This is a genomic window from Variovorax sp. LjRoot84 (assembly GCF_964254305.1).
In the GTDB taxonomy this organism is placed as follows: domain Bacteria; phylum Pseudomonadota; class Gammaproteobacteria; order Burkholderiales; family Burkholderiaceae_C; genus Variovorax.
This window is the reverse complement of record NZ_CAXUTE020000001.1, coordinates 2,210,842-2,234,478: the sequence shown is the minus strand read 5'-3', so window position 1 is coordinate 2,234,478 and position 23,637 is coordinate 2,210,842. Positions and strand designations below refer to the sequence as shown.

The window sequence follows — 23,637 nt, the reverse complement described above, 5'->3', positions numbered from 1 at the left end:
GGGCTACTTGGCGGCTGCGCCCAGGGCCGGCAGCGTGGCGATCACTTCCTGCTTGCCGTTCTTCACCTCCACCATGAAGCTTTCGCGGTCGAGGTCGCCGTTGGCGTCGACGCTGACGTCCATCAGCACGCCGGGCTGCTGCGCGGTGCTTACCTTTAGGCCGTGCAGCGCGGCGGCCACGGCCTTGCGGTCGAGCTTGCCGGCCTTCTCGATCCCAGCCTTCAACAGGTAGATGCCCGAGTAGCCCTTCATGCCGTTGTGGTCCGAGACGTACTTGTATTCCTTCTCGAACTTGGCGCGGAAGGCGCGGATGGCCGGGTTCGGCGCGTCGACCGTGAGCCCCACGTGCGCGATCGCGCCGTTGGCGGCCTCGCCCGCGAGGTCGATCACCTTCTGGCCGGTGAGCGTGGTCTCGCCGATGATCGGCTTGGTCCAGCCCTGCTTGCGCAGCTCGCGCAGCAGGCGCGCCGACTCTTCCTCGTTGCTGTAGGCGAAGAGCGCATCGGCATTGCTCTGCTTGGCGCGCAGCACCGCGGCGGAAAAGTCGATCTGGCCCGGCTCGGTCGAGATCTCGGCCGCGATCTTCACCGGCGTGGCGGCCAGCGCCTTCTTCATCGAATCGAGGCCGCCCTTGCCGAAGTCGTTGTTCACGTAGATCATGGCCAGCGTCTTCGCCTTCAGTTGCTGGTCGATGTAGCGCGCGACCTTCGGCATCGCGGTGGTCTGCGTGAAGCTGGTGCGGAAGATGTACTTGTTGCCCTGCTGAGTGATGCTGGCCGCCTCGCCGCCGGTGAAATTGGGAATCTCGGCGCGGCGGCTCTCGGCCATGCTGACCATGATCGAGCCCGAGAACACGGGGCCGAAGATGGCGAAGACCTCGTTGTCCACCGCCTTCTGCGTCAGGCCCTTGGCGACGCCGGGATTGCTCTGCGTGTCGCTGGTGCTCGACTCGATCTTCTTGCCGAGGATGCCGCCCGAGGCGTTGATCTCCTTCACCGCCAGCTCGACGCCGTTCTTGAAGTTGGTGCCGGCGGTCGCACCGCCGCCCGAGAGCTCCACGATGTTGACGATCTTGATCGTGTTCTGCGCGAAGGCGCCTGAAGCGCCCGCGGCCACGGCACAGGCGGCGATGAGTTGGATCGCGAATCGACGCGACTGAACGATGGTCATGCTTGTCTCCTTGGGGTTGAATTGCTGGTACTCACGTGGCTCTCGCTGATCCAGCGCGCGCTCTTCATGGCGCGCTGGCCGACCACCATGGGGTCGGAATTCACATAGTCGTCGTTGAACACCTCGAAGGTGTAGTGGCCGCGGTAGCCCTTGTCCTCGAGCAGCTGCACCAGGTCGCGCACGTCGTGCAGGCCTTCGCCCGGAAACAGGCGCTGGTGGCGCGCGAGCTCGATCATGTCGGCCTGGCGGTCGCTGTACTCGAAGAAGTAGTCGGCCAGCTGCACCAGGAAGATCTTCTCGACCGGCACCTGGGCCAGCTGCGCGAGCGTCTCGGGCGTGTCGTCGCCGTGCACCGACATGTGGAAGGAATCGAGATTGAGGCCCACGTTCTGGCGGTTGCAGCGCTTCACGATGTCCCAGGCCTGGTGCCAGCGGTTGACGTGGCGGCCCCAGGACAGGGCCTCGTAGCAGATGCGGATGCCGAGCGGCGTGGCCAGCGTCGCGAGCGTGCGCAAGTCTTCGGCCGCGCGCTCCGGATCGTCGATGGCCAGCGGCGAGGTGGTGGAGCACACCAGCAGCAGGTCGGCGCCGACCAGCGCCATCTGGCGCAGCTGTTCGCGCGCCATCTCGAGCCGGTGCGGCCGCATGGCGTCGGGCGCGCATTCGAAATCGCGCAGCGGCTGGAAGTCGGTGACCTTGAGGCCGCTGGCCTTCACCAGTTCGGCCGCTTTCTCGACGCCGGCGGGGTGCGCGATCAGGTCGCGCGCCCACAGCTCAACGCCGGAAAAACCCGCGGCTTTCATGCATTCGAGCTTGTGCCCGAGGTCGCCGCCCATGGTGACGGTGTTGAAGCCGAAACGGTCGAGGGAGATGGCCATGATGCTTTGCGCGCGCCCTTTCAGGCCACGCTGTCGGAGTGGTAGCGCAGCGGGGCGTCGATCTCGGCCGCCATTGCGGCTGGGTAGATCAGCTCGCGCAGGAAACGCGCGTCGTCGCGCACACCATGCGCCGCGGCCGTCTGGCCGAAGAAGTCGAGGTAGTACGGCATCTGCTGGATCAGCATCTCGAAGCCGGCCTGCGCGTTGAGCCCGCGCGCGCGGGCGGCGCGCACCAGCGGCGTGGGCTGGTTGCGCAGCAGGATGTCGAATAGCGCCGCGTGGGCGTCCATGCGCTCCACGTCCACCGGCAAGGCGTCGCCCTCCTTCAGGCCCATCGGCGTGGCGTTGATGACCAGGTCGTAGCCTTCGGGATCGCTGCTGTCGACCGCGACCGTGGTCGCGTCGAAGAAGGCATCGAGCTTGGCCGCGACCCCTGCTGCCTTGCCGGCCGAGGTGTCGTGGAAGGCGATGTGCTCGGCGCCGTGGACCGTGCCGCCCTCGGCCAGCGCGACGCCGATGGCCGCGGCGCTGACGCCGGCACCGAGGATCAGCACGCGCTTGCCGCGGAACGGGATGTTGTAGTGGTCCAGCGCGCCCAGGAGACCCTCGCCGTCGAAGAGATCGCCCTCGAGCTCGCCGTTGGCGATGCGCCGCACCACGTTGACGGAGCCGGCGACGCGGCCGAACAGGCCGGCGCCGTCGAGCAGGTCCACCACCAGCGGCTTGTGCGGCGGCGCGATCACCATGCCGCGCACGTTCCTGGCGAGGAAGGCGGCCTTGACGAAGACGGCGAAGTCGCGCGTCGCCACCTGCACCGGCGCCATCACCGCGTCGATGCCGAAGCGCTCGAAGACGCTGTTGAACATGCGCGGCAGGCGCACGTTGGTCACCGGATCGCCGGGGAGCAGGTAAAGGTCGGTGCTGCCTGCAATGGAGGGGAACATGATGGCGTCTCGCTCGGAGTTGTTCGACTATCGCGCAATTTGGCAGGAATGGTCGCTAATGTAGGGTTCCCACTTGCACGATCCAAGTCGGTGGCGCGAGAATAGCGCGTTGATCGTTCTATAGTGATCGATCATCGAACGATTCCAGGGTTTGTCCTCAATGAACCTCGACACTCGCCCCGCCCCACCCGAACTCGACAAGCGCGACTGGATCGCCGGCCTGGAGCGCGGCGTGTCCATCATCGAGGCCTTCGACGACGCCCACCCGCGCATGACGGCGAGCGAAGCCGGCCAGCGCACCGGCATGACGCGCACCGCCGCGCGCCGCTACCTGCTTACGCTGCAGCACATGGGCTACGTAGCGGGCGACGGCAAGCTGTTCTGGCTGACGCCGCGGGTGCTGCGCCTGGGCCAGTCCTACCTCGAATCGGCACGCCTGCCGCGCATCGTGCAGCCCTTTCTGCAGCGGGTGGCCGCCGGCACGCACGAGATCGCGTATCTGAGCGTGATGGACGGCGACGAGGTGGTCTACATCGCGCGCAACGGCCCCAACCGCAGCATGAGCACCGGCTACGTACTGGGCGCGCGGGTGCCGGCGCAGGTCACGGCCTCGGGCATGCTGATGCTGGCGATGCGCGGCGACGAGGAGCTCGGCCACTGGCTGGCCACGCACGAGCTCACCGTCTTCACCTCGCACACCATCGCGAGCAAGGAGCGCATGAAGCTCGAACTCGCGCGCATCCGCGCGCAGGGGTGGGCGCTCTCGGAGCAGCAGCTGGACCTCAATTCGCGCGGCATCGCCGTGCCGCTGCGCGACCGGCACGGCGACCTGGTGGGCGCGCTCAACATCACGATGCCCATGGGCCATGAAAGCAGCGAGGACGCGGTCGCCCGCGTCCTCCCGGTGTTGCGCGAAACGGCGCAGGCGATGCGCAACCTGATCTGATCGCGCTGCCAACTACCGTTCGGGCTGAGCCTGGCCTGCCCTGAGCTCGACGAAGGGTCGAAGCCACGCGCAGCCCTTCGACAAGCTCAGGGTCAGGGCGAACGGGGTTTCCTTCAGACCGCGGCCTTCGCCATCCTCGCGTCGGCCAGCGTCTGTTCGCGCAGGTGCTCGTATTCCGGCTTCGGCACGGGCGCCGCGTCGGGATTGCCGAGGTCGTTCATGTGGATGCGATAGGTCTCGCGCGCGCTCAGCGCGGCGAGTGCCGAGATGACCGTGATGCCGAAGGCCAGCGAGCCCACGATCAGCGGGATGTTGGCCGCGCCGGGAGGCGCCACCGTGGCGAACAGCGCCGGCAGCATGGCGGTGGCGGCGGTGCCGATGTTCTGCGAGATCGCCATCGCCGAGACGCGGGTGCGGGTCGGGAACAGCTCGGGGTAGAAGCTCGGGAACACCGCGTTGTAGCCCTGGTAGACCACGCCCCACATCAAAAGCGACATGCAGATCGCGAGCGGCACGTTCTTGATGCTGATCGCGTAGAGGTAGCCGAAGGCCAGGAGGCCCGAGGCCAGCGCGCCGAAGACGATGGGCGGCTTGCGGCCGATGCGGTCCGAGAGGTTGCCGACGTATGGAATGACCAGCACCGCGAGGATGTTGCCGAGCACGGGAATCCACAGGTAGATGTCCTTCGCGAAGCCGATGCCGTAGGCGGACTGCACCGCATAGGCCGCGCCGAAGATGGTGGCGACCACGGGGATCACATTCATCAGCGCCATCAGCACGACGCGCAGCATGTCCCTCCAGCTGTACTTGAAGGCGTCGACGATCGGCGAGCGCGGGCGCTGCTGCTTGCTGCCTTCCTCGGCGAAGGCGGGCGTCTCGTCGACCTCGCGGCGGATGATGTAGCCCGCGACGATGACGATGAAGCTCAAGAGGAAGGGAATGCGCCAGCCCCAGCTGTTGAAGGCATCCTCCGGCATGTAGTGCGCGAGCGGCAGGAACACCGCCGCGGCCAGGATCTGGCCGGCCTGCACGCCCTGCAGCGTGAAGCTGGCGAAGAAGCCGCGGCGCCCGAAGGGCGCGTGCTCCAGGATCATCGAGCTGGCGCCCGAGATTTCCCCGGCCACCGCGAAGCCCTGGACCAGGCGGCAGATCACGAGCAGCACCGGCGCCAGCAGGCCGACCTGGTCGTAGGTGGGCAAGAGGCCGACGGCGATGGTCGAGAAGCCCATCAGGAACATGCACAGGATCAGCACCTGCTTGCGGCCGTGGGTGTCGCCCCAGTGGCCCAGGAAGAAGGCGCCGATCGGCCGCGCCACGTAGCCGACGCCATAGGTCGCGAGCGAGGCGACGATGGCGATATTCGGATCGCCCTTCGGAAAGAAGATCTGCGGAAAGATCAGCGCTGCTGCGGTGGCGTAAATGAAGAAGTCGTAGTACTCGAGGGCCGAGCCGATCCAGCCGCTGGCGGCGGCCTTCTTCGACTGGTGCCGGCCTTGCGGCTCGTGCTCCTGGGGTTTGCTCATGTGTGTCTCCGTTGGGAAGGGGCGAGGCAACTGTAGGTGCGCCCCCGGAGCGCCGGCAATGTCGCGGACAGGGGTTGCGATCGATCATCGATCAATTTCGTGCGACTTTCGCGCGGAATCGGGGTTTGTCCCCGGGTTCACGGGACAGGATGCCCTGACCGATACGGTCTTGCTTTCGCACCCCTTCACGACGTGCGCAACGGGCCCCAACACATACTTTCTTGCATTTTTCCGGGTTAACCCTGGATGGCCCGCCGGCGCTTGCTTCTACTATTTATTCAACTTGAATTAATTAATTGCGCCTCGGCACCGGGGCCAGGAGACAGCCAGTGACGACAGCCGGTCCCGGTCGGGGCACCAACTCGGTCAACCTGCGCCTCTACAACGAGCGCAGCCTGCTGCAGCGGCTGCGCCGGGCCGGCGAGGCGTCGAAGGCCGATCTGGCACGCTGGGCCCAGCTCACGAACACGGCGGTCGGCAGCATCGTGCAGTCGCTCGAGGAATCGCGGCTGATCGAACCCGCGGGCCGCCGTCAGGAAGGCCAGCGCGGCCAGCCCGCCGGGCTCTACCGCGTCAATCCCGAAGGCGCCTACGGCATCGGCGTGCGGCTGGACCGCACCAGCATCGAGACGGTGATGATCGACCTCGGCGGCAAGATCCTGGCCCGCGCGGCGCACGACCTGCTGCTGCCCCACCCCGACCGCGCGCTGGCACTGGTGCACAAGGACGTGAGCCGCATGATGGCCACGCTCGACGCGGCACAGCACCGCCGGCTCATGGGCGTCGGACTGGCCCAGCCCTACAACCTCGGCAGCTGGCTGCGCGAACTCGACCTGAAGGCGGACTTCCGCATCTGGGACGAGGTCGACTTCGGCGCGATGCTCGCGCGCGCCGTGGACCAGCCCGTCTTCAAGGAAAACGACGGCAACGCGGCCGCGATCGCGGAGCTGTTCTTCGGCATCGGCCGCGAGGAGAACGACTTCCTCTACATCTTCATCGGCGCGGCACTCGGCGCAGGTGCGGTGATCGGCGGCGAAAGCCTGCGCGGCCCCACCGGCAACGCGGCCGACCTCGGCCTGATGCCGGTGCCGCCCAGCCGCCTGGCCTCGGCCCCGGTGTCGGACCGGCGCTGGGACATCCTGCTCTCGCGCGCCTCGCTCAACGCGCTGGCGCGCCACCTGCGCCACCACGGCATCGCGGTGCGCGGCCATGCCGAGCTCGAGGCCTGCGTCAAGTCCGGCCGGCCCGAGGTGCGCGAATGGCTCGACGACTGCGTCGATGCGCTGGTGCCTTCGACGCGCGCATCGCTGGCCGTGCTGGACCTGCCGGTGGTGGTGATCGACTGCGACATCGACAGCGGCCTGATCGACGAGCTCATGAAGCGCCTCGACGAAGGCCTGCGCGCGATCGCGCCCGAGGCGCGCCAGACCCCGCGGATCCTGCGCGGCAGCTTCCGCGCCGACGCCGGCGCGATCGGCGCGGCCAGCCTGCCGATGTTCTTCAACTTCTCGCCGCGCGCGGACGTGCTGCGCGGACGTTCACGCCCCCGCCACCCGGAGACAGCGAATGCATGAAGCCCCCCCCGCGCTGCTGGAGCTGCGCAAGATTTCCAAGACCTTCCCCGGCGTCAAGGCGCTGCAGGACGTGCGGCTGCGCGCCAGCGCCGGCCACGTACATGCGCTGATGGGCGAGAACGGCGCCGGCAAGTCGACGCTGATGAAGGTGCTGTCGGGCGCCTACATGCCCGACCCCGGCGCCGAGATCCTGATCGACGGCAAGCAGGTCCACATCGACGGCCCGCTCGCGGCCAAGCACCTCGGCGTGTCGGTGATCTACCAGGAACTGAGCCTCGCGGCCAACCTCAGCGTGGCCGAGAACATCTACATGGGCCGGGCGCTGCGACGCGGCGGCCTGGTCGACCGCGCCGGCATGGCCAGCGCTTGCGAGGCGACGCTGCAGCGCCTGGGCGCCGACTTCGGCCCGGCGACCCGCGTCGCGACGCTCTCGATCGCGCAGCGACAGCTGGTCGAGATCGCGCGCGCGGTGCACTTCGACTGCCGCATCCTGGTGATGGACGAACCGACCACACCGCTATCGACCCACGAGACCGACCGCCTGTTCGCGCTGATCAAGCGCCTGCGCGACGAAGGCCTGGCGATCCTCTACATCAGCCACCGCATGGACGAGATCGACGAGCTCGCCGACGAGGTCACCGTGCTGCGCGACGGCGCCTACGTCGGCACGCTGACCCGCGCCGAGCTCTCGCGCGACAAGCTGGTGAAGATGATGGTGGGCCGCGATCTCTCGGGCTTCTACCGCAAGGAACACCACGGCCAGCACACCGGCGACAAGGCGCTCACGGTGCGCGGCCTCAGCGACGGCCGGCGCGTGCACGACTGCAGCTTCGAGCTGCATGCGGGAGAAGTGCTCGGCCTGGCCGGCCTGGTCGGCGCCGGCCGCACCGAGCTGGCACGCCTGATCTTCGGCGCCGATCCGAGCACCGGCGGCGAGGTCTCCCTCAACGGCAGCGGCGCGCTGCTGAAGATCGCCAGGCCCATCGACGCGATCCGCTCCGGCATCCTCTACCTGACCGAGGACCGCAAGGGCCAGGGCCTGTTTCTCGACCAATCGGTGCGCGACAACATCAACGTGATGGTGTGCCCGCGCGACGCGAACGCCGGCGGCGTGATGGACGGCAAGCGCGCCGCCCAGCGCGCGCGCGACGCGATCGCGCAGCTGTCGATCCGCGTGCCCTCGGCGCGGGTCAACGTCGGCTCGCTGTCCGGCGGCAACCAGCAGAAGGTGCTGCTCGCCCGATTGCTCGAACTCGCGCCGAAGGTGCTGATCCTCGACGAGCCGACGCGCGGCGTCGACATCGGCGCCAAGAGCGAGATCTACCGCCTGATCGACGAGCTGGCGCGGCGCGGCGTCGCGGTGCTCGTCATCTCGAGCGAACTGGCCGAGGTGGTGGGTATCTGCGACCGCGTGATCGTGATGCGCGAAGGCCATCTCGTCGGCGAGGTGGGCGGCGCGAGCGGCCTGCCCATCACCCAGGAAAACATCGTCGCGCTCGCCACCGGCGCGGCTGCCACCCACGCGCCCGTGCTGCACTGAGACAGACGGCGCAACAGGAGACATCCCCATGAGCAAGCAGACCTCCCCCGCCTTCCCGGCGCCGGCCAACCCCGCCCTGCCCCGCGCGCTTAGCGGCGCTTCCGGCCGCGAAATCATGCGTGCGCTCGGCATGCTGCCGGTGCTGGTGCTTCTGTGCATCGGCTTCAGCTTCGCGAGCGACAACTTCTTCAGCCTGCAGAACCTGTCGATCATGACGCAGCAGGCCTCGATCAATATCGTGCTGGCCGCCGGCATGACCTTCGTGATCCTCACCGGCGGCATCGATCTGTCGGTGGGCTCGATCCTCGCGGCCTCCGCAGTGGTGGCAATGCTGGTGTCAAACGTGCCGGAGTTCGGCATGCTTGGCATTGCCGCCGGCCTGGCCTGCGGGCTGCTGTTCGGCCTGATCAACGGGGTGCTGATCGCCTTCGTCAAACTGCCGCCCTTCATCGTGACGCTGGGCTCGCTGACCGCGGTGCGCGGCATTGCGCGGCTGCTCGGCAACGACACCACCGTGTTCAACCCGCAGCTGCCCTTCGCCTTCATCGGCAACGGCGAGGTGCTGGGCGTGCCCTGGCTGGTGATCATCGCCTTCGCGGTGGTGGCGCTGTCGTGGTTCATCCTGCGCCGCACCGTGCTGGGCCTGAACATCTACTCGGTCGGCGGCAATCCCGAAGCCGCGCGCCTGGCAGGCATCAAGGTCTGGGCGGTGCTGCTGTTCGTCTACTGCACCTCGGGGCTGCTCTCGGGCCTGGGCGGGGTCATGGCCTCGGCACGGCTCTATGCGGCCAACGGCCTGCAGCTCGGCGCCTCGTACGAACTCGACGCCATCGCGGCGGTGATCCTCGGCGGCACCAGCTTCGTCGGCGGCACCGGCTCGATCCTCGGCACGCTGATCGGCGCGCTGATCATCGCGGTGCTGACCAACGGCCTGATCCTGATGGGTGTCTCGGACATCTGGCAGTACATCGTCAAGGGCCTGGTGATCATCGGCGCCGTCGCATTGGACCGCTACCGCCGCAAGGACTCGGCTCGTACCTGAACCCCTTTCATTTCCCCAACCACGACCAGGAGACTATTCCATGCGCAAGTCATTGTTCGCACTCGCCGTGATCGCCGCGGCCCTCGCTGCCCCGGCGGCGCAGGCCCAGAACAAGCAGATCAAGAGCGTCGGCATCACGCTCGGCTCGCTCGGCAACCCCTTCTTCGTCTCGCTCGCCAAGGGCGCCGAAGCCAAGGTCAAGCAGTACAGCCCGAATGCCAAGGTCAATGCACTGTCGGCCGACTACGACCTCAACAAGCAGTTCTCGCAGATCGACGGCTTCATCGCCTCGGGCGCGGACATGATCCTCGTCAACGCGGTCGACGCCAAGGCCATCGAGCCCGCGCTGCAGAAGGCGAAGAAGGCTGGCATCGTCGTGGTGGGCGTCGACGTGGCGGCCAACGGCGCCGATGCGACCGTGCAGACCAACAACGTGCAGGCCGGCGAGCTCGCCTGCCAGTACATCGTCGAGAAGCTCGGCGGCAAGGGCAACGTGATCATCCAGAACGGCCCGCAGGTATCGGCCGTGATCGATCGCGTCAACGGCTGCAAGACGGTGCTGAAGAAGAGCCCCGACATCAAGATCCTGTCGGACGACCAGGACGCCAAGGGCTCGCGCGAAGGCGGCCTCAACGTGATGCAGAACCACCTGACGCGCTTCCCGAAGATCGACGCGGTGTTCGCCATCAACGATCCGCAGGCCATCGGCACCGATCTCGCGGCCAAGCAGCTGAACCGCAAGAACATCGTCATCACCTCGGTTGACGGCGCGCCCGACATCGAGACGGCGCTCAAGAGCGACACGCAGGTACAGGCCTCGGCCAGCCAGGACCCGTACATGATTGCGCAGAAGGCGGTCGAGATCGGGCAGGACATCATGAACGGCAAGAAGCCCGCCAATCCGATGACACTGCTGCCCTCGACCTTGATCACGCGCACGAACGTCAAGGACTACAAGGGCTGGCAGGCGCCGAGATAAAGCTCTCCCCCAGGCTCCCCCACTTCGTGTGGTCCGCCAACCCCCTTCCGGGGGCAACACCAGCGGCCCGGCAAAGCCGGTTCCGCGGTGTTTCACGAATGTTTGTCGCTATCTAACCTGGCACTTTCTGGAGGATGAGATGTTTGTCGTCTGCGGCGAAGCCCTGATGGATGTCTACACGGGCGAATGGACGGCCACCGGCATGACGCTCGATGCGCGCATCGGCGGCTCGCCGCTCAACGTGGCGCAGGGGCTGGCCCGGCTGGAACGGCCGGTGGCCTTCCTGGCGGGACTGTCGACCGATGCCTGCGGCGAGCGCCTGCTGGCCTCGCTGCGCGCCGAAGGCGTCGACACCTCGCTGGTGCTGCGCAGCGACGCACCGAGCACGCTCAGCGTGATCAGCGTCGACGCCACCGGCGTGCCGCGCTATGCCTTCCACGGCACGGGTGCGGCGGACCGGCAGATCACGCACGACACGCTGCCGGCGCTGCCTACAGCGGCGCGCGTGCTGCAGTTCGGCTCCTACGCGCTCGCGGTGGAGCCGGTCGGAAGCGCGCTGCGCGCCCTGGCGGCGCGCGAGCGCGAACGGCGCCTGATCGCCTACGACCCCAACGTGCGCCTCAACGTCGAGCCCGACCTCGCGCACTGGCGCGCGGTGGTCGAGCAGATGGTGTCGATCGCGCACCTGGTCAAGGTCAGCGACGAAGACCTGGGCCTGCTCTATCCGGCCGAAAAGCCGGAGCAAGTGGCGGCACGCTGGCTCGAGCGGGGCGTGAACCTGGTCGCGGTGACGCGCGGCCGCCATGGGGCGAGCGCGTGGACCGGGGCGGCGCAGGCCGACGTGCCGGCACCGGAGACCGAGGTGGTGGACACGGTGGGTGCGGGCGATACCTTCCAGGCGGCCCTCCTGACCTGGCTCGACGAGCACGATGCGCTCACGCCCGAGGCGCTGTCGGCGCTCGGAAATGCATCGCTCGCCGATCTGCTGCGCTTTGCCGCCCGGGCCGCCGCGATCACCTGTTCGCGGCGCGGCGCCGACATGCCGCGGCGCGACAAGCTGAACTGAGGTTTTCAGAGGGAAGCGAATCCCTCGATGAACGGCTCGATGGCGAGGATGGGGAACTTGGTTGCCCCTGACAGCACCAGGAGATCGCGGTCGCCCGTCACCAGCGTCGCCTTGCCCGTGACCGCGAGTTGCAGGAAGGGCACGTCGAAGGGGTCACGGCACGCTGGTACGACGGGCGGCGGATCGGGCAGCGTCACGACCTGCGCAAAGGGAAGATAGTCGGCCAACAGCTCCTCGCGCTCCTGTGGTGAAAGCCTGAACTTCGGATAGCCCAGCACGCGCACCAGTTCGCCTGCGGTCGCCGTGCTGACCAGCGGCGTGCACGCGCCCTGCTGCCACAGCTCGCGCAGCCGCCGTGTCGCCGGTCCGCCGAACAGCAAGGCCGAAAGAGCCACATTGGTGTCGAACACCACCCGCCGGGCGGCCACGCGCTCAGGCCTTGCGCCTGGTCTTGGCGGGAGCGCTGCCAGCCGAGCGCGCACGCTTGACGCGATAGGCAGGCGGCGGCTCGGCAGCCATCAGCGCGGCCGGTTCGGCCCCCTGCCGTGCCCAATCGACGGCATTGCGAACATCCGCATCGGTCAGACCCAGCGCCGCGAGCTTGGCGCGCACCGCATCGCCGCGCTGGATGCGCACCGGCGTCAGCACGATCTGGCCGTCGTGCACCGCGACGTCAAAGTACTCCGTGGCGCCGACCTGGTCCGTCACGCTGCGCGGCAGCGTGAGCTGGTTCTTGGAGGTCATCTTGGCAAGCATGGAATATTCCTAAAGTAAGGAATCCTTACTTTAGCCAGCTGTCGCCGGGAGGTCAACCGCCCGCTTCCAGCCGCTGCGCCCGCCACGCGCAAATGCTGCCCACCACGGCAAGCAGGGTCGCCACGCCGAACATCGCGACATAGCCGAATTGCTGCGCGATCGCGCCGCCGGCCAGCACGCCGAGCACGCCACCGAAGCCGTAGCCGATCACGGTGAAGAGCGCCTGCCCGCGTCCGCGCAGCCGCCCCGGGAAATGGCGCGACACCATCGCGATGCAGGCCGTGTGATGCGCTGCGAACGAGAGCGCATGCAGGGCCTGCGCCGCCACCAGCGCCCAGACCCACTGGCCGCATCCCGCGGTGATCCCCATGCGCAGCACGGCGGCGACGCCGCAGATCAGGAGCCAGCGCGGCATCGCGAACAGGCCCAGCAGCCGGCCCTGCAGGTAGAACCAGGCGATCTCGGCCACCACCGACAGCGCCCACAGCAAGCCGATGGTCCCCTTGCCGTAGCCGAGCGAATCGAGGTACAGCGAGAGAAAGCCGTAGACCGCGAAGTGCGCCATCACGTGGAAGAACAGCGACATGAAGAACCAGCGCACCGCCGGAATGCGCAGCACCGGCCCGACCGGATCCTTCACCATCGAGTGGGCCGCCGCCGGTTCGCGCACGTCGGGCAGGCGCAAGGTCGCGATCAGCACGATGGCGAGCGTGCCGCCCGCCCAGGCTGGAAAGTGCCCCATGCCGAAATGCTCGAACCATTCGCCGGCAAAGAAGACCGTGACCAGGAATCCCGCCGAGCCCCAGAGCCGGATGCGGCCGTAGCGCCCCCAGTCGCCGGCCACCAGGTGCGCCATGGCCGCTTCGGTGAGCGACATCATCGAACTGGTGTGCGTGAACATCACCAGCAGCACGAGGCCCAGCCACCAGGCGCCGCCGTGCCACCACAGCCCGAACGAGGACACCAGCGCCACGGCCGCGCTGATGCGCAGCAGCAGCACGCGATGCCCCGTGTGGTCGCTCAGCGCGCCCCATGCATAAGGCGCGAAGACCCGCGTGATCGACTGCACCGAGGTCAAGAGGCTGATGGTGAAGATCGGCAGCCCCAGATCCTTCAGCCACAGCGGCAGGTACGGATTGAAGAAGCCGATGTGCGCGAAGTAGCTGGCCGAGAGTGCCGCGAAGGCCAGCAGGTGGCCGCGGCCGCCCGCCACGGGCGGGTCGGACACTAGAGGAAGGACGCCTGCGGCGACGACGCGTCGGCAGCTTGCCCCTGTTCCTGCTCTCCCTGCACGTCGCCGCATTGCGCGCGGTTGCGCAGCGCATGCTCCATCACGACCAGCGCCAGCATCGCCTCGGCGATCGGCGTCGCGCGGATGCCGACGCAGGGGTCGTGCCGGCCCTTGGTGACAACCTCGACCGGCTGGTTGTTGACATCGACCGACCGGCGCGGGCTGATGATCGAGCTGGTCGGCTTGATCGCGATGCTGACCTCAAGATCCTGCCCGGTGGTGATGCCGCCGAGCGTGCCGCCCGCGTTGTTGCTCTCGAAGCCCTCGGGCGTGATCGAGTCGCCGTGCACGGTGCCGCGCTGCGTGACGCTCGCGAAGCCGGCGCCGATCTCCACGCCCTTGACGGCGTTGATGCCCATCATGGCCCAGGCGATGTCGGCATCCATCTTGTCGAACAGCGGCTCGCCGAGGCCTACCGGCACCTTCGATGCGGTCACGCGAATGCGCGCGCCGCAGGAGTCGCCGGCCTTGCGCAAAGCGTCCATGTAGGCCTCGAGCTTGGAAACGTCGGCAATGGGCGCGAAGAAGGGATTGTTCGGCACGTGCTCCCAGCTCTCGAAGGGGATCGCGATGTCGCCGATCTGCGCCATGCAGCCGCGGAACACCGTGCCGTACTTCTCGTTGAGCCACTTCTTGGCCACCGCGCCGGCCGCGACCATCGGCGCCGTGAGCCGTGCCGAGGAGCGGCCACCGCCACGCGGATCGCGGATGCCGTATTTCTTCCAGTAGGCGAAGTCGGCATGGCCGGGGCGGAACTGCTGCGCGATCTGGCCGTAGTCCTTGCTGCGCTGGTCGGTGTTCTGGATCAGCAGCGCGATCGGCGTGCCGGTGGTCTTGCCCTCGTACACGCCGGAGAGGATCTGCACCGCATCGGGTTCGTTGCGCTGGGTCACGTGGCGGCTGGTGCCGGGGCGGCGGCGGTCGAGGTCGCCCTGGATGTCGGCCTCGCTGAGCGCCATGCCGGGCGGGCAGCCGTCGATGACGCACCCGATCGCGGGACCATGGGACTCGCCGAAGTTGGTGACCGCAAAAAGGGTGCCGAAGGTATTGCCGCTCATGCGGCGGATTATCCCAACAAAGTCACTTCGACATTGCCGGACGGCTGGCCCGGTGGCGATCCCACACGCCGCAGCATGATGGCGGCCAGCACCGCGGCCGCCAGCGCCACCGCTGCGCTGATGGTGGCCGTCGTCTCGAAGGCCCGCGCGAACGCCTCGCGCCCGGCATCGAACAGGGCCGCGCCTGCAGGCCCCGGGAGCGCGGCCGCGGTGTCCGCAGCAACACCCAGATTGGCGCGTGCGGCTTCGAGCGCGGCCTTTGGTACGCCGTCGATCCGGGCCTCGCCCATGGCGTGGCGGTAGATGGCGACGATCACGCTGCCGAGCACCGCAATGCCCAGCGCGCCGCCGAACTCCGAGCTCGTTTCCGAGATCGCCGACGCCGCACCGGCACGCTCGGGCGGCGCCGTGCCGACCATCAAGTCGACCGCCAGCGTGAAGGCGAACGAAAGCCCCAGCGACAGAACCCCGTAGGCGACGACCAGCCTGACCAGGCCGTCGATGCGGTCCACCGTGCTCAGCAAGGCGAAGCCGGCCGCGGCCACGAGCAGGCCGCCGGCCACCACGAAGCCGGGACGCACCAGCCGTACCAGCCGCGGCGCGATCGTGGAGCCAAGCGCAAAGGCCACGCCCGAAGGCACGCTCCACAGGCCCGCCTGCAAGGCCGACAGGCCGAGCACGAGCTGCAGGTACTGCGCGATGAAGAGGAACCCGCCGAAGGCGATGAAGAAGGCCAGCGTGTTGATCGCGAGCGCGGCGCTGAAGGCCGGCACGCGGAACAGCCGCAGCTCGATCAGCGGATCGGCCAGCCGCCCCTGCCGGCGGATGAAGGCGATGCCGATCGCCACGCCCACCACAATGGCCGCCAGCGGCAGCACGCCCATGCCTGCTTCGGCGATGCGCTTGAGGCCATAGACGACGGCGAGCACGGACAACAGCGACTGCGCCGCACTCAGCAGGTCGAGCCGCCCGGCCTGCGTGTCGCGGTACTCGGGCAGCAACCAGGGCCCGAGCGCGAGCAGCAGCACCATGACCGGCACGCCGATCAGGAACACCGAGCCCCACCAGAAGTGCTCGAGCAGCGCCCCGCCGATCAGCGGGCCGATGGTGCCGCCGACCGAGAAGCTCGCCACCCAGATGCCGATGGCCACGCTGCGCTCGTGGGCGTCGAGGAACATGTTGCGGATCAGCGAGAGCGTCGAGGGCGCGAGCGTGGCGCCTGCGATGCCAAGCAGCGCGCGCGTGGCGATCAGCATCGCGGCGCTGCTCGAGAAGGCGGCCAGCACCGAGGCGATGCCGAAGCAGGCCGCGCCGATCAGCAGCAGCCGGCGCCGGCCGATGCGGTCGCCCAGCGTGCCCATGGTGATCAGCGAACCCGCGAGCATGAAGCCATAAATGTCGACGATCCACAGCATCTGGGCGCTGCTGGGATGCAGCGCGGCGCTCAGGTGCGGCACCGCCAGGTTGAGGACCGTGAGGTCCATCGAATAGATCATGCAGGGCAGCGCGATGACGGCCAGGCCGATCCATTCGCGCGCGCTGGCCCTGGCGCCGGCGGCCGGGGCGTTCATTGAATCACCTCCGCGCTGCGCGCTGCGGTATTCGCCTTGGGAACGGCCCGGCGGCTCATGGCGTGTGCTCCCAGACCAGCGCGGGGCGCACCTCGATGCTGCCCACGCGCGAGGACGGAATGCCGGCGGCGATGCGCACCGCCTCTTCGTCGCTCGCGGCCTCGACCAGGTAGAAGCCGCCGAGCTGTTCGTTGGTTTCGACGAAGGGGCCGTCGGTCACCGACAGCTTGCCGTTGCGCACGCGCACGACGGCGGCAGTGCGGGCCGCCTCCAGGCCTTCCGATTCGACCAAATGCCCGCTCGCGCGCAACTGGTCGTCGTAGTCCAGGTGCGCGTTGACGAAGTCGCGCATCTCGCCGGGCGAGAGCACGCTCATCTGCTCGTCGGTGGCGAAGATCATGCAGAGGTATCTCATGACGCAATCCTCTCGACCTTCGCGATGGGGCGCACCTCGATGCTGCCGTACTTCGCGAGCGGGATCCTGGCGGCCACCTGGATCGCGGCGTTGAGGTCCTGGACGTCGATCAGGATGAAGCCGCCGAGCTGCTCCTTGGTTTCGGCGAAGGGGCCGTCGGTCCGCGACATCGTGCCCTTGCGCACCTGCACGACCTTGGCCGTCTTCACCGACTGCAGGGCTTCCGCGACGACCAGTTGGCCGCGCGCATCGAGCTCCTTGTCGTAGTCCATCGAATCGGCGTCCAGCGTGGCGCGCTCGCTCGGCGTCATCGTCGCGAGCAGCTTGGGGTCGAAATAGACCATGCAGAGGTATTTCATGTGCATCTCCAGAAAAGGATTGGGTGACTGACACCCACTGGTCGAACGCAGAGGCCGCCAATCGACATTCGCGCCCGCTCGAATTTGTTTCAGGATGCAAGCTCAGCCAGCCGCCGCTCGAGAAACTGCCGCTCGGGGGCCTGCCGCGCGAGCGCCAGCGCACGTTCGTACGATGCCCTCGCTTGTGCCGTGCGGCCGAGCCGCCGGCACAGATCGGCGCGCGCCGCGTGGGCCAGGTGGTAGTCCGCGAGCTCGCCGCGCGCGAGGATTTCATCGATGAGGGGCAAGCCGGCCGCCGGCCCGTCGCGCATCGCGATCGCGACCGCGCGGTTGAGCGCCACCACCGGCGAAGGCTCGGCGCGCAGCAGCACCTCGTAGAGCCCGGCGATCTGGGCCCAGTCGGTGGATTGCGCATCCGCGGCTTCGGCATGCACCGCCGCGATGGCGGCCTGCAGCGTGTAGGGCCCGAAGCGGCGCGACGAGAGCGCGCGCATCGCGAGGGCAGCGCCCTCCTCGATCGATGCCCGATTCCACAGGCTGCGATCCTGCTCGTCGAGCAGCACCATCTCGCCCGATGCCGAGGTTCGTGCGGCACGCCGCGACTCGTGCAGCAGCATCAGCGCCAAGAGGCCCACGGCCTCGGGCTCGGGCAGCAGGTCGACCAGCAGCCGGCCGAGCCGGATCGCCTCGGCCGACAGGTCGGGACGCGTCAGCGTCTCGCCGGACGAGGCCGCATAGCCCTCGTTGAACACGAGGTAGACCACGCGCAGCACGGCATCGAGCCGTTCGGCCAGCTCGGCCACGGGCGGTACCTGGTAGGGAATGCGGGCCTCGCGGATCTTGGCCTTCGCGCGCACGATGCGTTGCGCAATCGTCGGCGCGGGCACCAGGAAGGCATTGGCGATGTCTTCGGTCGCGAGGCCGCAGACCTCGCGCAGCGTCAGCGCGACCTGCGCGTCGGGCGCCAGCGCCGGGTGGCAGCAGGTGAAGACGAGGCGCAGGCGGTCGTCCTCCAGCGTCTCGGCATCGACGTCGCGCTCATCCCAGGCCAGCGCAGGGTCGGCGATGGCCTCGGCCGCATCGCCTGCGTCGTCCCAGGCATCGAAGCGTGCGCGGCGGCGGAGGCCGTCGATGGCCTTGAAGCGCCCGGCCGACACCAGCCAGGCGCGCGGGCTGGCCGGGATGCCGCTCGCAGGCCATTGCTCGAGCGCCGCGCGAAAGCCGTCGTGCAGCGCCTCCTCGGCCAGGTCGAAGTCGCCCAGGAGGCGCACCAGCGTCGCGAAGATGCGGCGCGACTCGCTGCGGTAGACCGCATCCACCGCCTCGCGCACTGCGGCCAGCGCTGTCGCCATCAGGGCGCTTCCGCGCTGCCGAGCAAGGCCTCCAGCTTCACCAGCGAGCCGGTCCAGCCGTGTTCGTGGCCTTCGCGCGCGGCCTCGTCGAAGAACTGCTCGTGGCGCAATTCGAGATCGGCGCCGCGGCCCGAGGGCTCGATCAGCACCGTCACGCGCGACTCGCGCTCGGGCGTGCTGCGCCAGGCCCAGCTGAAGACCAGCTTGCGATTCGGAACGATCTCGCGGTAGACGCCGCCGACCTCGTGCCGCTCGCCGTTCGCTTCCAGCATCACCACGCGGAAGCGGCCGCCCACGCGCAGGTCGATCTCGGAGACCGGCACCGAGACGATCTCGGCCGGGCCGAACCACAGCTTCAGCGCTTGCGGGTCGGTCCACGCCCGCCAGACTTTGTCGGGCGCGACTTCGTAGTGCCGGCGGAGGGTGAGCGAGGGGCGTTCTTCGTCCCGGGTGGCAGGGCTCGCCATGCGGTCTCCTCTTGGTGGTACAGGAAGCGGGCCAGGGCGTCGAGGCGCTCGGCCCAGAATTTTTCATAGCGGGACAACCACACGGCGGCCTCCTGCATGGGCTGAGGCGAGAGCTCGCAGCGCACGATGCGGCCCTCCTTCGTGCGGGAGACGAGCCCTGCGTTCTCGAGCACGCGCAGATGCTTCATGAAGCCGGTGAGCGACATGCCGTGCGGCTGCGCGAGTTCCGTGACGGTGAGGCCGCCGCCCTCCCCCAGCGTTTCGAGCACCGCGCGGCGCGTCGAATCGGACAGCGCCGCGAAGACGGCATCGAGGGTGTCTGCATCAGAGTGAACCATGTGGTTGAGTTTCGAAGCGCGCGGCACCGCTGTCAAGCCCGACGCGGGAACGCTTTATGCATATTGCGACGCAGCATCCCACCGCCACAAGGAGTTCCCATGCTGGACCGCACCGACACGAAGTTCTCCCACGTGAAGCCCGGCGACACCGAGTACGTCTCGGGCGGATTGCGCGACTTCTTCCTGTACCGCGACCTGGGCATCGCCGAGGCCACGCACGGCAAGGTCATTGCGCACCTCGTCAAGGCCAACATGGCACCGGAAGCGGGCACCGGCTGGCACCGGCACGAGGCGGAGTTCCAGATCGTCATCATGGTGAAGGGCTGGGCCAGGTTCATGTACGAAGACCAGGAGACGCTGGTCGAGGCCGGCGACGTGGTGCACCAGCGCCCCGGCATCCGGCACTACCTCTTCGACTACTCGCCCGACATGGAGTACCTCGAGATCGTCTCGCCGGCCGATTTCAAGAGCATCGATGTCGAGCCGGCCTGCGAGGTTCCCGCGCCGACGCCATGGAAGTAGCGGCACGAGTTTTCAGTCTTTCTTGAAGCTACAGCAATTCGGCGCGAAAATGCGCCGATGCCTTCTCACCCCCTGCCCCCGCTCAACCGCCAGTTCGTCGCACACTTCGGAGAGATGGGCAGCAAGTGGGGCATCAACCGCACCGTCGGCCAGATCTATGCGCTGATCTTCATCTCGCAGCGCGCGCTCAACGCGGACGAGATCGCCGAGATGCTGGAGTTCTCGCGTTCGAACGTGAGCATGGGCCTGAAGGAGCTGCAGGCCTGGCGGCTGGTGCAGCTGCGCCACCAGCCGGGCGACCGTCGCGAGTACTTCGAGGCGCCGGCCGACGTCTGGGAGATCTTCCGCGTGCTGGCCGAGGAACGGCGCCGCCGCGAGGTCGAGCCGACGCTTTCGATGCTGCGCATGGCACTGCTCGAAGAACCCACGAGCGACGAGGAGCGCCACGCCCAGCAGCGCATGCGCGAGATGCACGACCTGATCGACCGGCTCATGAAATGGTTCGACGACGTGCAGCGCCTGGCGCCCGAGACTGCGATGCAGCTGATGGGCATGGGAGCGACGGTGACCAAAGTGCTCACGCTCAAGGACCGCATCACCGGGGCAAAGGGCAAGAAGGTGGGGGCCTAGGGTTCAGGCCGGCTCGTCGAACAATGGCTTGCGGCGCATGCAACCATCGATCACCCCCAAAGCCCGGTATGCGGTGCGGGTCGGGCGATCCCCTCTGCGCCGCCGAGGAGCGCAGCCTTTCGCGGATCAGGGCTCGCGATTGTCTGAGCCGAAGGCGAGTTCGAGCGAGACCCTGCGAAAGGCGAGCACTGCAGGGGATCCCGAAGGGCCGGTGCAGTGGGGTCGCACACCGCATGCCGGGCGTGCGCCCAGACGGGCGAGCCAGTCAGCAAGCTAGGGCTTCTCGAGCTTGTCGCGCCGGATCGCCTCGTCGTCCATCAGCTCGTACCACATCGCATTGAGCACCGCGAAGGTCGCGGCGAGAGGGAGGCCCAGCAGCCAGGCGAAGTACCACATGGTTCGGTTCCTTTTCTTGATTCAGTAGGCGTGACCGCGTTCGTTCTTGATCGCGTCCGCATCGACCTTGCCCCACAGCACCTTGTAGACCCAGCTGGTGTAGGCCACGATGAGCGGGATGAAGATGGCGGTGACCACCAGCATGATGAACAGCGTCAGGTGGCTCGATGACGAATCCCACACCGTGAGACTGGCGCGCGGGTCGATCGACGACGGCAGGATGAAGGGGAACATCGAGGCGCCGACGCTGAGGATGATGCCCACGATGCCGAGCGCGCTGGCGAGCAGCGTGAACACTTCGCGCCGCAGGCGCAGCCCCACGAAGGCCAGCAGCGCGCCGGCCAATCCCAGGCCCGGTGCCGCCCACATCCACGGCCGCGCCGCATAGTTGGCGAACCATGCGCCCGGCTGCACTTCGACCATCTTGAGCAGCGGGTTGGACGGCCCGCCGGTCGGCAGCGCGCTCGTCACCCGGTAGCCGTCGACCCAGCTCCACAGCACATAGCCGGCCAGCGCATAGAGCACCAGCGTGAGCAGCGCCGCGACGCTGCCGAAGGCGCGCGCACGATCGGCGATCGGTCCCTGGGTCTTCAACTGCAGCCACGCGCTGCCGTGCATCACCAGCATCGCGACCGACACCAGGCCGCACAGCAAGGCGAAGGGATTCAACAGGCCAAAGAAGGAACCCTCGTAGAAGATGCGCATGTCGGGCGCCAGCCGGAAGGGCACGCCCTGCAGCACGTTGCCCATGGCCACGCCGAAGATCAGCGCGGGCACCAGGCCGGTGACGAACAGCGTCCAGTCCCAGCGCGTGCGCCAGCGCGCATCGTCATTCTTGCTGCGGAACTTGAATGCCACGGGCCGCAAGATCAATGGCACGAGGATCGCGAACATCGCGAGGTAGAAGCCAGAGAAGGACACCGCGTAGAGCTGCGGCCAGGCCGCGAAGATCGCGCCGCCGCCGAGGATCAGCCACACCTGGTTGCCTTCCCAGACCGGGCCGACGCTGTTGATGATGACGCGGCGTTCGAGATCGTTGCGGCCGGCGAAGGGCAGCAGCATGTTGGCGCCGAGGTCGAAGCCGTCGGTCACGGCAAAGCCGATCAGGAGCACGCCGAGCAGCAGCCACCAGACCAGGCGCAGGGTTTCGTAGGAAATGAGTTCGTGCAGGATCATGTCGTGCTCCGTGAGGTCAATCTGCGGCGGCGAGAGGTGTGCGGGGCAGCGTGGCGGCCAGCTCGGGGTCGGCCTCGGCGCGATAGGCCGCGGGCGGCGGCACCGGATGTTCCTCGGGCCCCTTGCGGATCGCCTTCAACATCAGCTTCATCTCAATCAGGAACAGCACGGTGTAGATCAGCGCGAAGCCCGCGATGGTGATCAGCAGCGTGGTGACGCCGAGGTTCGACACCGCCACCGCGGTCGGCAGCACGCCCTCGATCACCCAGGGCTGGCGGCCGACCTCGGCCACGATCCAGCCGCACTCGGCGGCGATCCACGGCAGCGGGATCGCGAACACCGCGAGCTTGAGCAGCCACGGATGCGCGTCGAGCCTGCGCCGCGCCGAGAGCACGAAGAAGGTGGCGGTCAGCAGGATGAAGAACATGCCGAGCCCGACCATGATGCGGAAGGACCAGTACAGGGGCGCCACGGCCGGCACGGTGTCCAGCGCGGCCTTGGCGATCTGCTCCGGCGTGGCTTGCCGCGGGTCGTCGACGTAGCGCTTGAGCAGCAGCGCATAGCCCATCGCATGGCCGTTGGCCTCGAAGATCTTGCGCGCCGACTCCGGAACTTCGGTCTCGCTGCCGGCCGCGCGGATCTTCTGCAAGGCATCGTAGGCCGAGATGCCGACGCGGATGTTGAGCTCGGCGCGGTGCACGAGGTCGTCGATGCCCGGGATCTCGGTGGTGAGCGAGCGCGTGCCGATCAGCCCCATCACCGCGGGGATGTGGATCGCGTAGTGCGTCTCGCGCGTTTCCTGGTCGGGGAAGCCGAAGGCGGTGAAGGCGGCCGGCGCCGGCTCGGTCTTCCACATCGCTTCGATGGCGGCGAGCTTCATCTTCTGGTGCTCGGTCGAGAGGTAGCCGCTCTCGTCGCCCAGCACCACGACCGAGAGCGAGGCCGCGAGGCCGAAGGAGGCGGCCACCGTCATCGAGCGCTTGGCCAGCTGCAGGTGCCGCCCGCGCAGCAGGTACCAGGCCGACACGCCGAGCACGAAGATGGAAGCGACCGTGTAGCCTGCCGACACCGTGTGCACGAACTTGGCCTGCGCCACCGGGTTGGTCAGCACGGCGAAGAAATCGGTCACTTCCATGCGCATGGTCTGCGGGTTGAAGGCCGCGCCCACCGGGTTCTGCATCCAGCCGTTGGCGATCAGGATCCACAGCGCCGAGAAGTTGGAGCCGATGGCCACCGCCCAGGTGGTGACCAGGTGGCCGACCTTGGAGAGCTTGTCCCAGCCGAAGAAGAACAGGCCGACGAAAGTCGCCTCAAGGAAGAAGGCCATCAGCCCCTCGATGGCCAGCGGCGCGCCGAAGACGTCGCCCACGTAATGGCTGTAGTAGCTCCAGTTCATGCCGAACTGGAACTCCATCACGATGCCGGTGGCCACGCCCATCGCGAAGTTGATGCCGAACAAGAGGCCCCAGAACTTCGTCATGTCGCGCCAGATGGTGCGGCCGGTCATGACGTAGACCGTCTCCATGATCGCGACGATCACCGCGAGGCCGATGGTCAGCGGCACGAACAGGAAGTGGTAGAGCGCCGTGAGCGCGAACTGCAAGCGTGAAAGTGCAACGATGTCGAGGTCCATGGGGTTCCTTT

Annotated in this window: 25 protein-coding genes; 8 read left to right on the top strand and 17 right to left on the bottom strand. The window is 67.9% G+C overall.

Annotated features, from left to right (window positions below):
- Positions 1–3 precede the first annotated feature (3 nt).
- Genes ACSQ9I_RS11515 through ACSQ9I_RS11505 form a run of 3 tightly spaced genes read right to left on the bottom strand, consistent with a single transcriptional unit; the run spans position 4 to position 2,992 of the window.
- Positions 4–1,170 carry an ABC transporter substrate-binding protein gene (locus ACSQ9I_RS11515; RefSeq protein ID WP_093109405.1) on the bottom strand — a complete coding sequence of 389 codons (1,167 nt, stop codon included), beginning with the start codon at positions 1,168–1,170 and terminating at the stop codon, positions 4–6.
- Positions 1,167–2,048, bottom strand: a complete 882-nt coding sequence (locus ACSQ9I_RS11510) for a sugar phosphate isomerase/epimerase family protein (protein WP_093109406.1) — start codon at positions 2,046–2,048, stop codon at positions 1,167–1,169. The genes ACSQ9I_RS11515 and ACSQ9I_RS11510 overlap by 4 nt, the downstream gene beginning before the upstream one ends.
- A gap of 20 nt (positions 2,049–2,068) precedes the next feature.
- Positions 2,069–2,992: a shikimate dehydrogenase family protein gene (locus ACSQ9I_RS11505; protein ID WP_093109407.1), complete on the bottom strand. Its 924-nt coding sequence runs from the start codon at positions 2,990–2,992 to the stop codon at positions 2,069–2,071.
- Positions 2,993–3,152: 160 nt separating this feature from the next.
- On the opposite strand from ACSQ9I_RS11505, the gene ACSQ9I_RS11500 reads away from it, so the two are divergent.
- Complete coding sequence (locus tag ACSQ9I_RS11500; RefSeq protein WP_093109408.1) at positions 3,153–3,938, top strand: IclR family transcriptional regulator domain-containing protein; 786 nt, start codon at positions 3,153–3,155, stop codon at positions 3,936–3,938.
- Between the two features lie 113 nt (positions 3,939–4,051).
- Here ACSQ9I_RS11500 and ACSQ9I_RS11495 read toward each other — a convergent pair whose 3' ends face one another.
- Positions 4,052–5,461 (bottom strand): MFS transporter, encoded by a 1,410-nt coding sequence (locus ACSQ9I_RS11495; protein ID WP_436313246.1) that lies wholly within the window; start codon positions 5,459–5,461, stop codon positions 4,052–4,054.
- Positions 5,462–5,790: 329 nt separating this feature from the next.
- On the opposite strand from ACSQ9I_RS11495, the gene ACSQ9I_RS11490 reads away from it, so the two are divergent.
- The 5 genes from ACSQ9I_RS11490 (at position 5,791) to ACSQ9I_RS11470 (ending at position 11,662) form a co-directional block, all read left to right on the top strand.
- Positions 5,791–7,035, top strand: coding sequence for an ROK family protein (locus ACSQ9I_RS11490; protein WP_093109410.1), 1,245 nt, complete (start codon positions 5,791–5,793; stop codon positions 7,033–7,035).
- Complete coding sequence (locus ACSQ9I_RS11485; protein WP_436295198.1) at positions 7,028–8,575, top strand: sugar ABC transporter ATP-binding protein; 1,548 nt, start codon at positions 7,028–7,030, stop codon at positions 8,573–8,575. Before ACSQ9I_RS11490 ends, ACSQ9I_RS11485 begins: the two co-directional genes overlap by 8 nt.
- Before the next feature lie 28 nt (positions 8,576–8,603).
- The gene (locus tag ACSQ9I_RS11480; protein WP_436295199.1) at positions 8,604–9,617 is read left to right on the top strand and encodes an ABC transporter permease subunit; all 1,014 of its coding nucleotides are present in this window, start codon (positions 8,604–8,606) and stop codon (positions 9,615–9,617) included.
- Positions 9,618–9,657: 40 nt separating this feature from the next.
- Positions 9,658–10,596: an ABC transporter substrate-binding protein gene (locus ACSQ9I_RS11475; protein WP_093109413.1), complete on the top strand. Its 939-nt coding sequence runs from the start codon at positions 9,658–9,660 to the stop codon at positions 10,594–10,596.
- A 139-nt stretch (positions 10,597–10,735) separates the two neighbouring features.
- A complete protein-coding gene (locus ACSQ9I_RS11470) occupies positions 10,736–11,662 on the top strand; it encodes a carbohydrate kinase family protein (protein ID WP_436313245.1) in 927 nt (308 codons plus the stop codon).
- A gap of 5 nt (positions 11,663–11,667) precedes the next feature.
- On the opposite strand, the gene ACSQ9I_RS11465 is transcribed toward ACSQ9I_RS11470, so the two are convergent.
- The 10 genes from ACSQ9I_RS11465 to ACSQ9I_RS11420 all read right to left on the bottom strand — a co-directional run bounded on the left by ACSQ9I_RS11465 (position 11,668) and on the right by ACSQ9I_RS11420 (position 19,269).
- On the bottom strand, positions 11,668–12,072 hold the full coding sequence (locus ACSQ9I_RS11465) for a putative toxin-antitoxin system toxin component, PIN family (RefSeq protein WP_436313244.1): 405 nt from the start codon (positions 12,070–12,072) through the stop codon (positions 11,668–11,670).
- 22 nt (positions 12,073–12,094) lie between these two features.
- Entirely contained in the window at positions 12,095–12,418 is a 324-nt protein-coding gene (locus ACSQ9I_RS11460) for an AbrB/MazE/SpoVT family DNA-binding domain-containing protein (RefSeq protein ID WP_436313243.1), read from the bottom strand.
- A gap of 52 nt (positions 12,419–12,470) precedes the next feature.
- Positions 12,471–13,646 carry an MFS transporter gene (locus tag ACSQ9I_RS11455; RefSeq protein ID WP_436313242.1) on the bottom strand — a complete coding sequence of 392 codons (1,176 nt, stop codon included), beginning with the start codon at positions 13,644–13,646 and terminating at the stop codon, positions 12,471–12,473.
- Positions 13,646–14,767: a chorismate synthase gene (aroC, locus tag ACSQ9I_RS11450; protein ID WP_436313241.1), complete on the bottom strand. Its 1,122-nt coding sequence runs from the start codon at positions 14,765–14,767 to the stop codon at positions 13,646–13,648. Before aroC ends, ACSQ9I_RS11455 begins: the two co-directional genes overlap by 1 nt.
- Positions 14,768–14,775: 8 nt before the next feature.
- Positions 14,776–16,338, bottom strand: a complete 1,563-nt coding sequence (locus ACSQ9I_RS11445; protein ID WP_436313240.1) for an MFS transporter — start codon at positions 16,336–16,338, stop codon at positions 14,776–14,778.
- A 55-nt stretch (positions 16,339–16,393) separates the two neighbouring features.
- Positions 16,394–16,753, bottom strand: a complete 360-nt coding sequence (locus ACSQ9I_RS11440; RefSeq protein WP_436313239.1) for a YciI family protein — start codon at positions 16,751–16,753, stop codon at positions 16,394–16,396.
- The gene (locus ACSQ9I_RS11435; protein WP_436303627.1) at positions 16,750–17,112 is read right to left on the bottom strand and encodes a YciI family protein; all 363 of its coding nucleotides are present in this window, start codon (positions 17,110–17,112) and stop codon (positions 16,750–16,752) included. The genes ACSQ9I_RS11440 and ACSQ9I_RS11435 overlap by 4 nt, the downstream gene beginning before the upstream one ends.
- An 89-nt stretch (positions 17,113–17,201) precedes the next feature.
- Entirely contained in the window at positions 17,202–18,464 is a 1,263-nt protein-coding gene (locus ACSQ9I_RS11430; protein WP_436313238.1) for an RNA polymerase sigma factor, read from the bottom strand.
- Entirely contained in the window at positions 18,464–18,931 is a 468-nt protein-coding gene (locus tag ACSQ9I_RS11425; protein WP_436313237.1) for an SRPBCC family protein, read from the bottom strand. Before ACSQ9I_RS11425 ends, ACSQ9I_RS11430 begins: the two co-directional genes overlap by 1 nt.
- Positions 18,820–19,269: an ArsR/SmtB family transcription factor gene (locus tag ACSQ9I_RS11420; RefSeq protein ID WP_436315742.1), complete on the bottom strand. Its 450-nt coding sequence runs from the start codon at positions 19,267–19,269 to the stop codon at positions 18,820–18,822. The genes ACSQ9I_RS11425 and ACSQ9I_RS11420 overlap by 112 nt, the downstream gene beginning before the upstream one ends.
- A 99-nt stretch (positions 19,270–19,368) precedes the next feature.
- Here ACSQ9I_RS11420 and ACSQ9I_RS11415 point away from each other — a divergent pair, with 99 nt between their 5' ends.
- The gene (locus ACSQ9I_RS11415) at positions 19,369–19,791 is read left to right on the top strand and encodes a cupin domain-containing protein (protein WP_093109424.1); all 423 of its coding nucleotides are present in this window, start codon (positions 19,369–19,371) and stop codon (positions 19,789–19,791) included.
- Positions 19,792–19,848: 57 nt separating this feature from the next.
- Positions 19,849–20,421: a GbsR/MarR family transcriptional regulator gene (locus tag ACSQ9I_RS11410; protein ID WP_436313236.1), complete on the top strand. Its 573-nt coding sequence runs from the start codon at positions 19,849–19,851 to the stop codon at positions 20,419–20,421.
- Between the two features lie 273 nt (positions 20,422–20,694).
- Here ACSQ9I_RS11410 and cydX read toward each other — a convergent pair whose 3' ends face one another.
- Genes cydX through ACSQ9I_RS11395 form a run of 3 tightly spaced genes read right to left on the bottom strand, consistent with a single transcriptional unit; the run spans position 20,695 to position 23,626 of the window.
- Positions 20,695–20,817, bottom strand: coding sequence for a cytochrome bd-I oxidase subunit CydX (cydX, locus tag ACSQ9I_RS11405; protein ID WP_086924947.1), 123 nt, complete (start codon positions 20,815–20,817; stop codon positions 20,695–20,697).
- 21 nt (positions 20,818–20,838) lie between these two features.
- On the bottom strand, positions 20,839–21,993 hold the full coding sequence (gene cydB / locus ACSQ9I_RS11400; protein ID WP_436290553.1) for a cytochrome d ubiquinol oxidase subunit II: 1,155 nt from the start codon (positions 21,991–21,993) through the stop codon (positions 20,839–20,841).
- A gap of 16 nt (positions 21,994–22,009) precedes the next feature.
- Positions 22,010–23,626: a cytochrome ubiquinol oxidase subunit I gene (locus ACSQ9I_RS11395; protein ID WP_436313235.1), complete on the bottom strand. Its 1,617-nt coding sequence runs from the start codon at positions 23,624–23,626 to the stop codon at positions 22,010–22,012.
- Positions 23,627–23,637 lie beyond the last annotated feature (11 nt).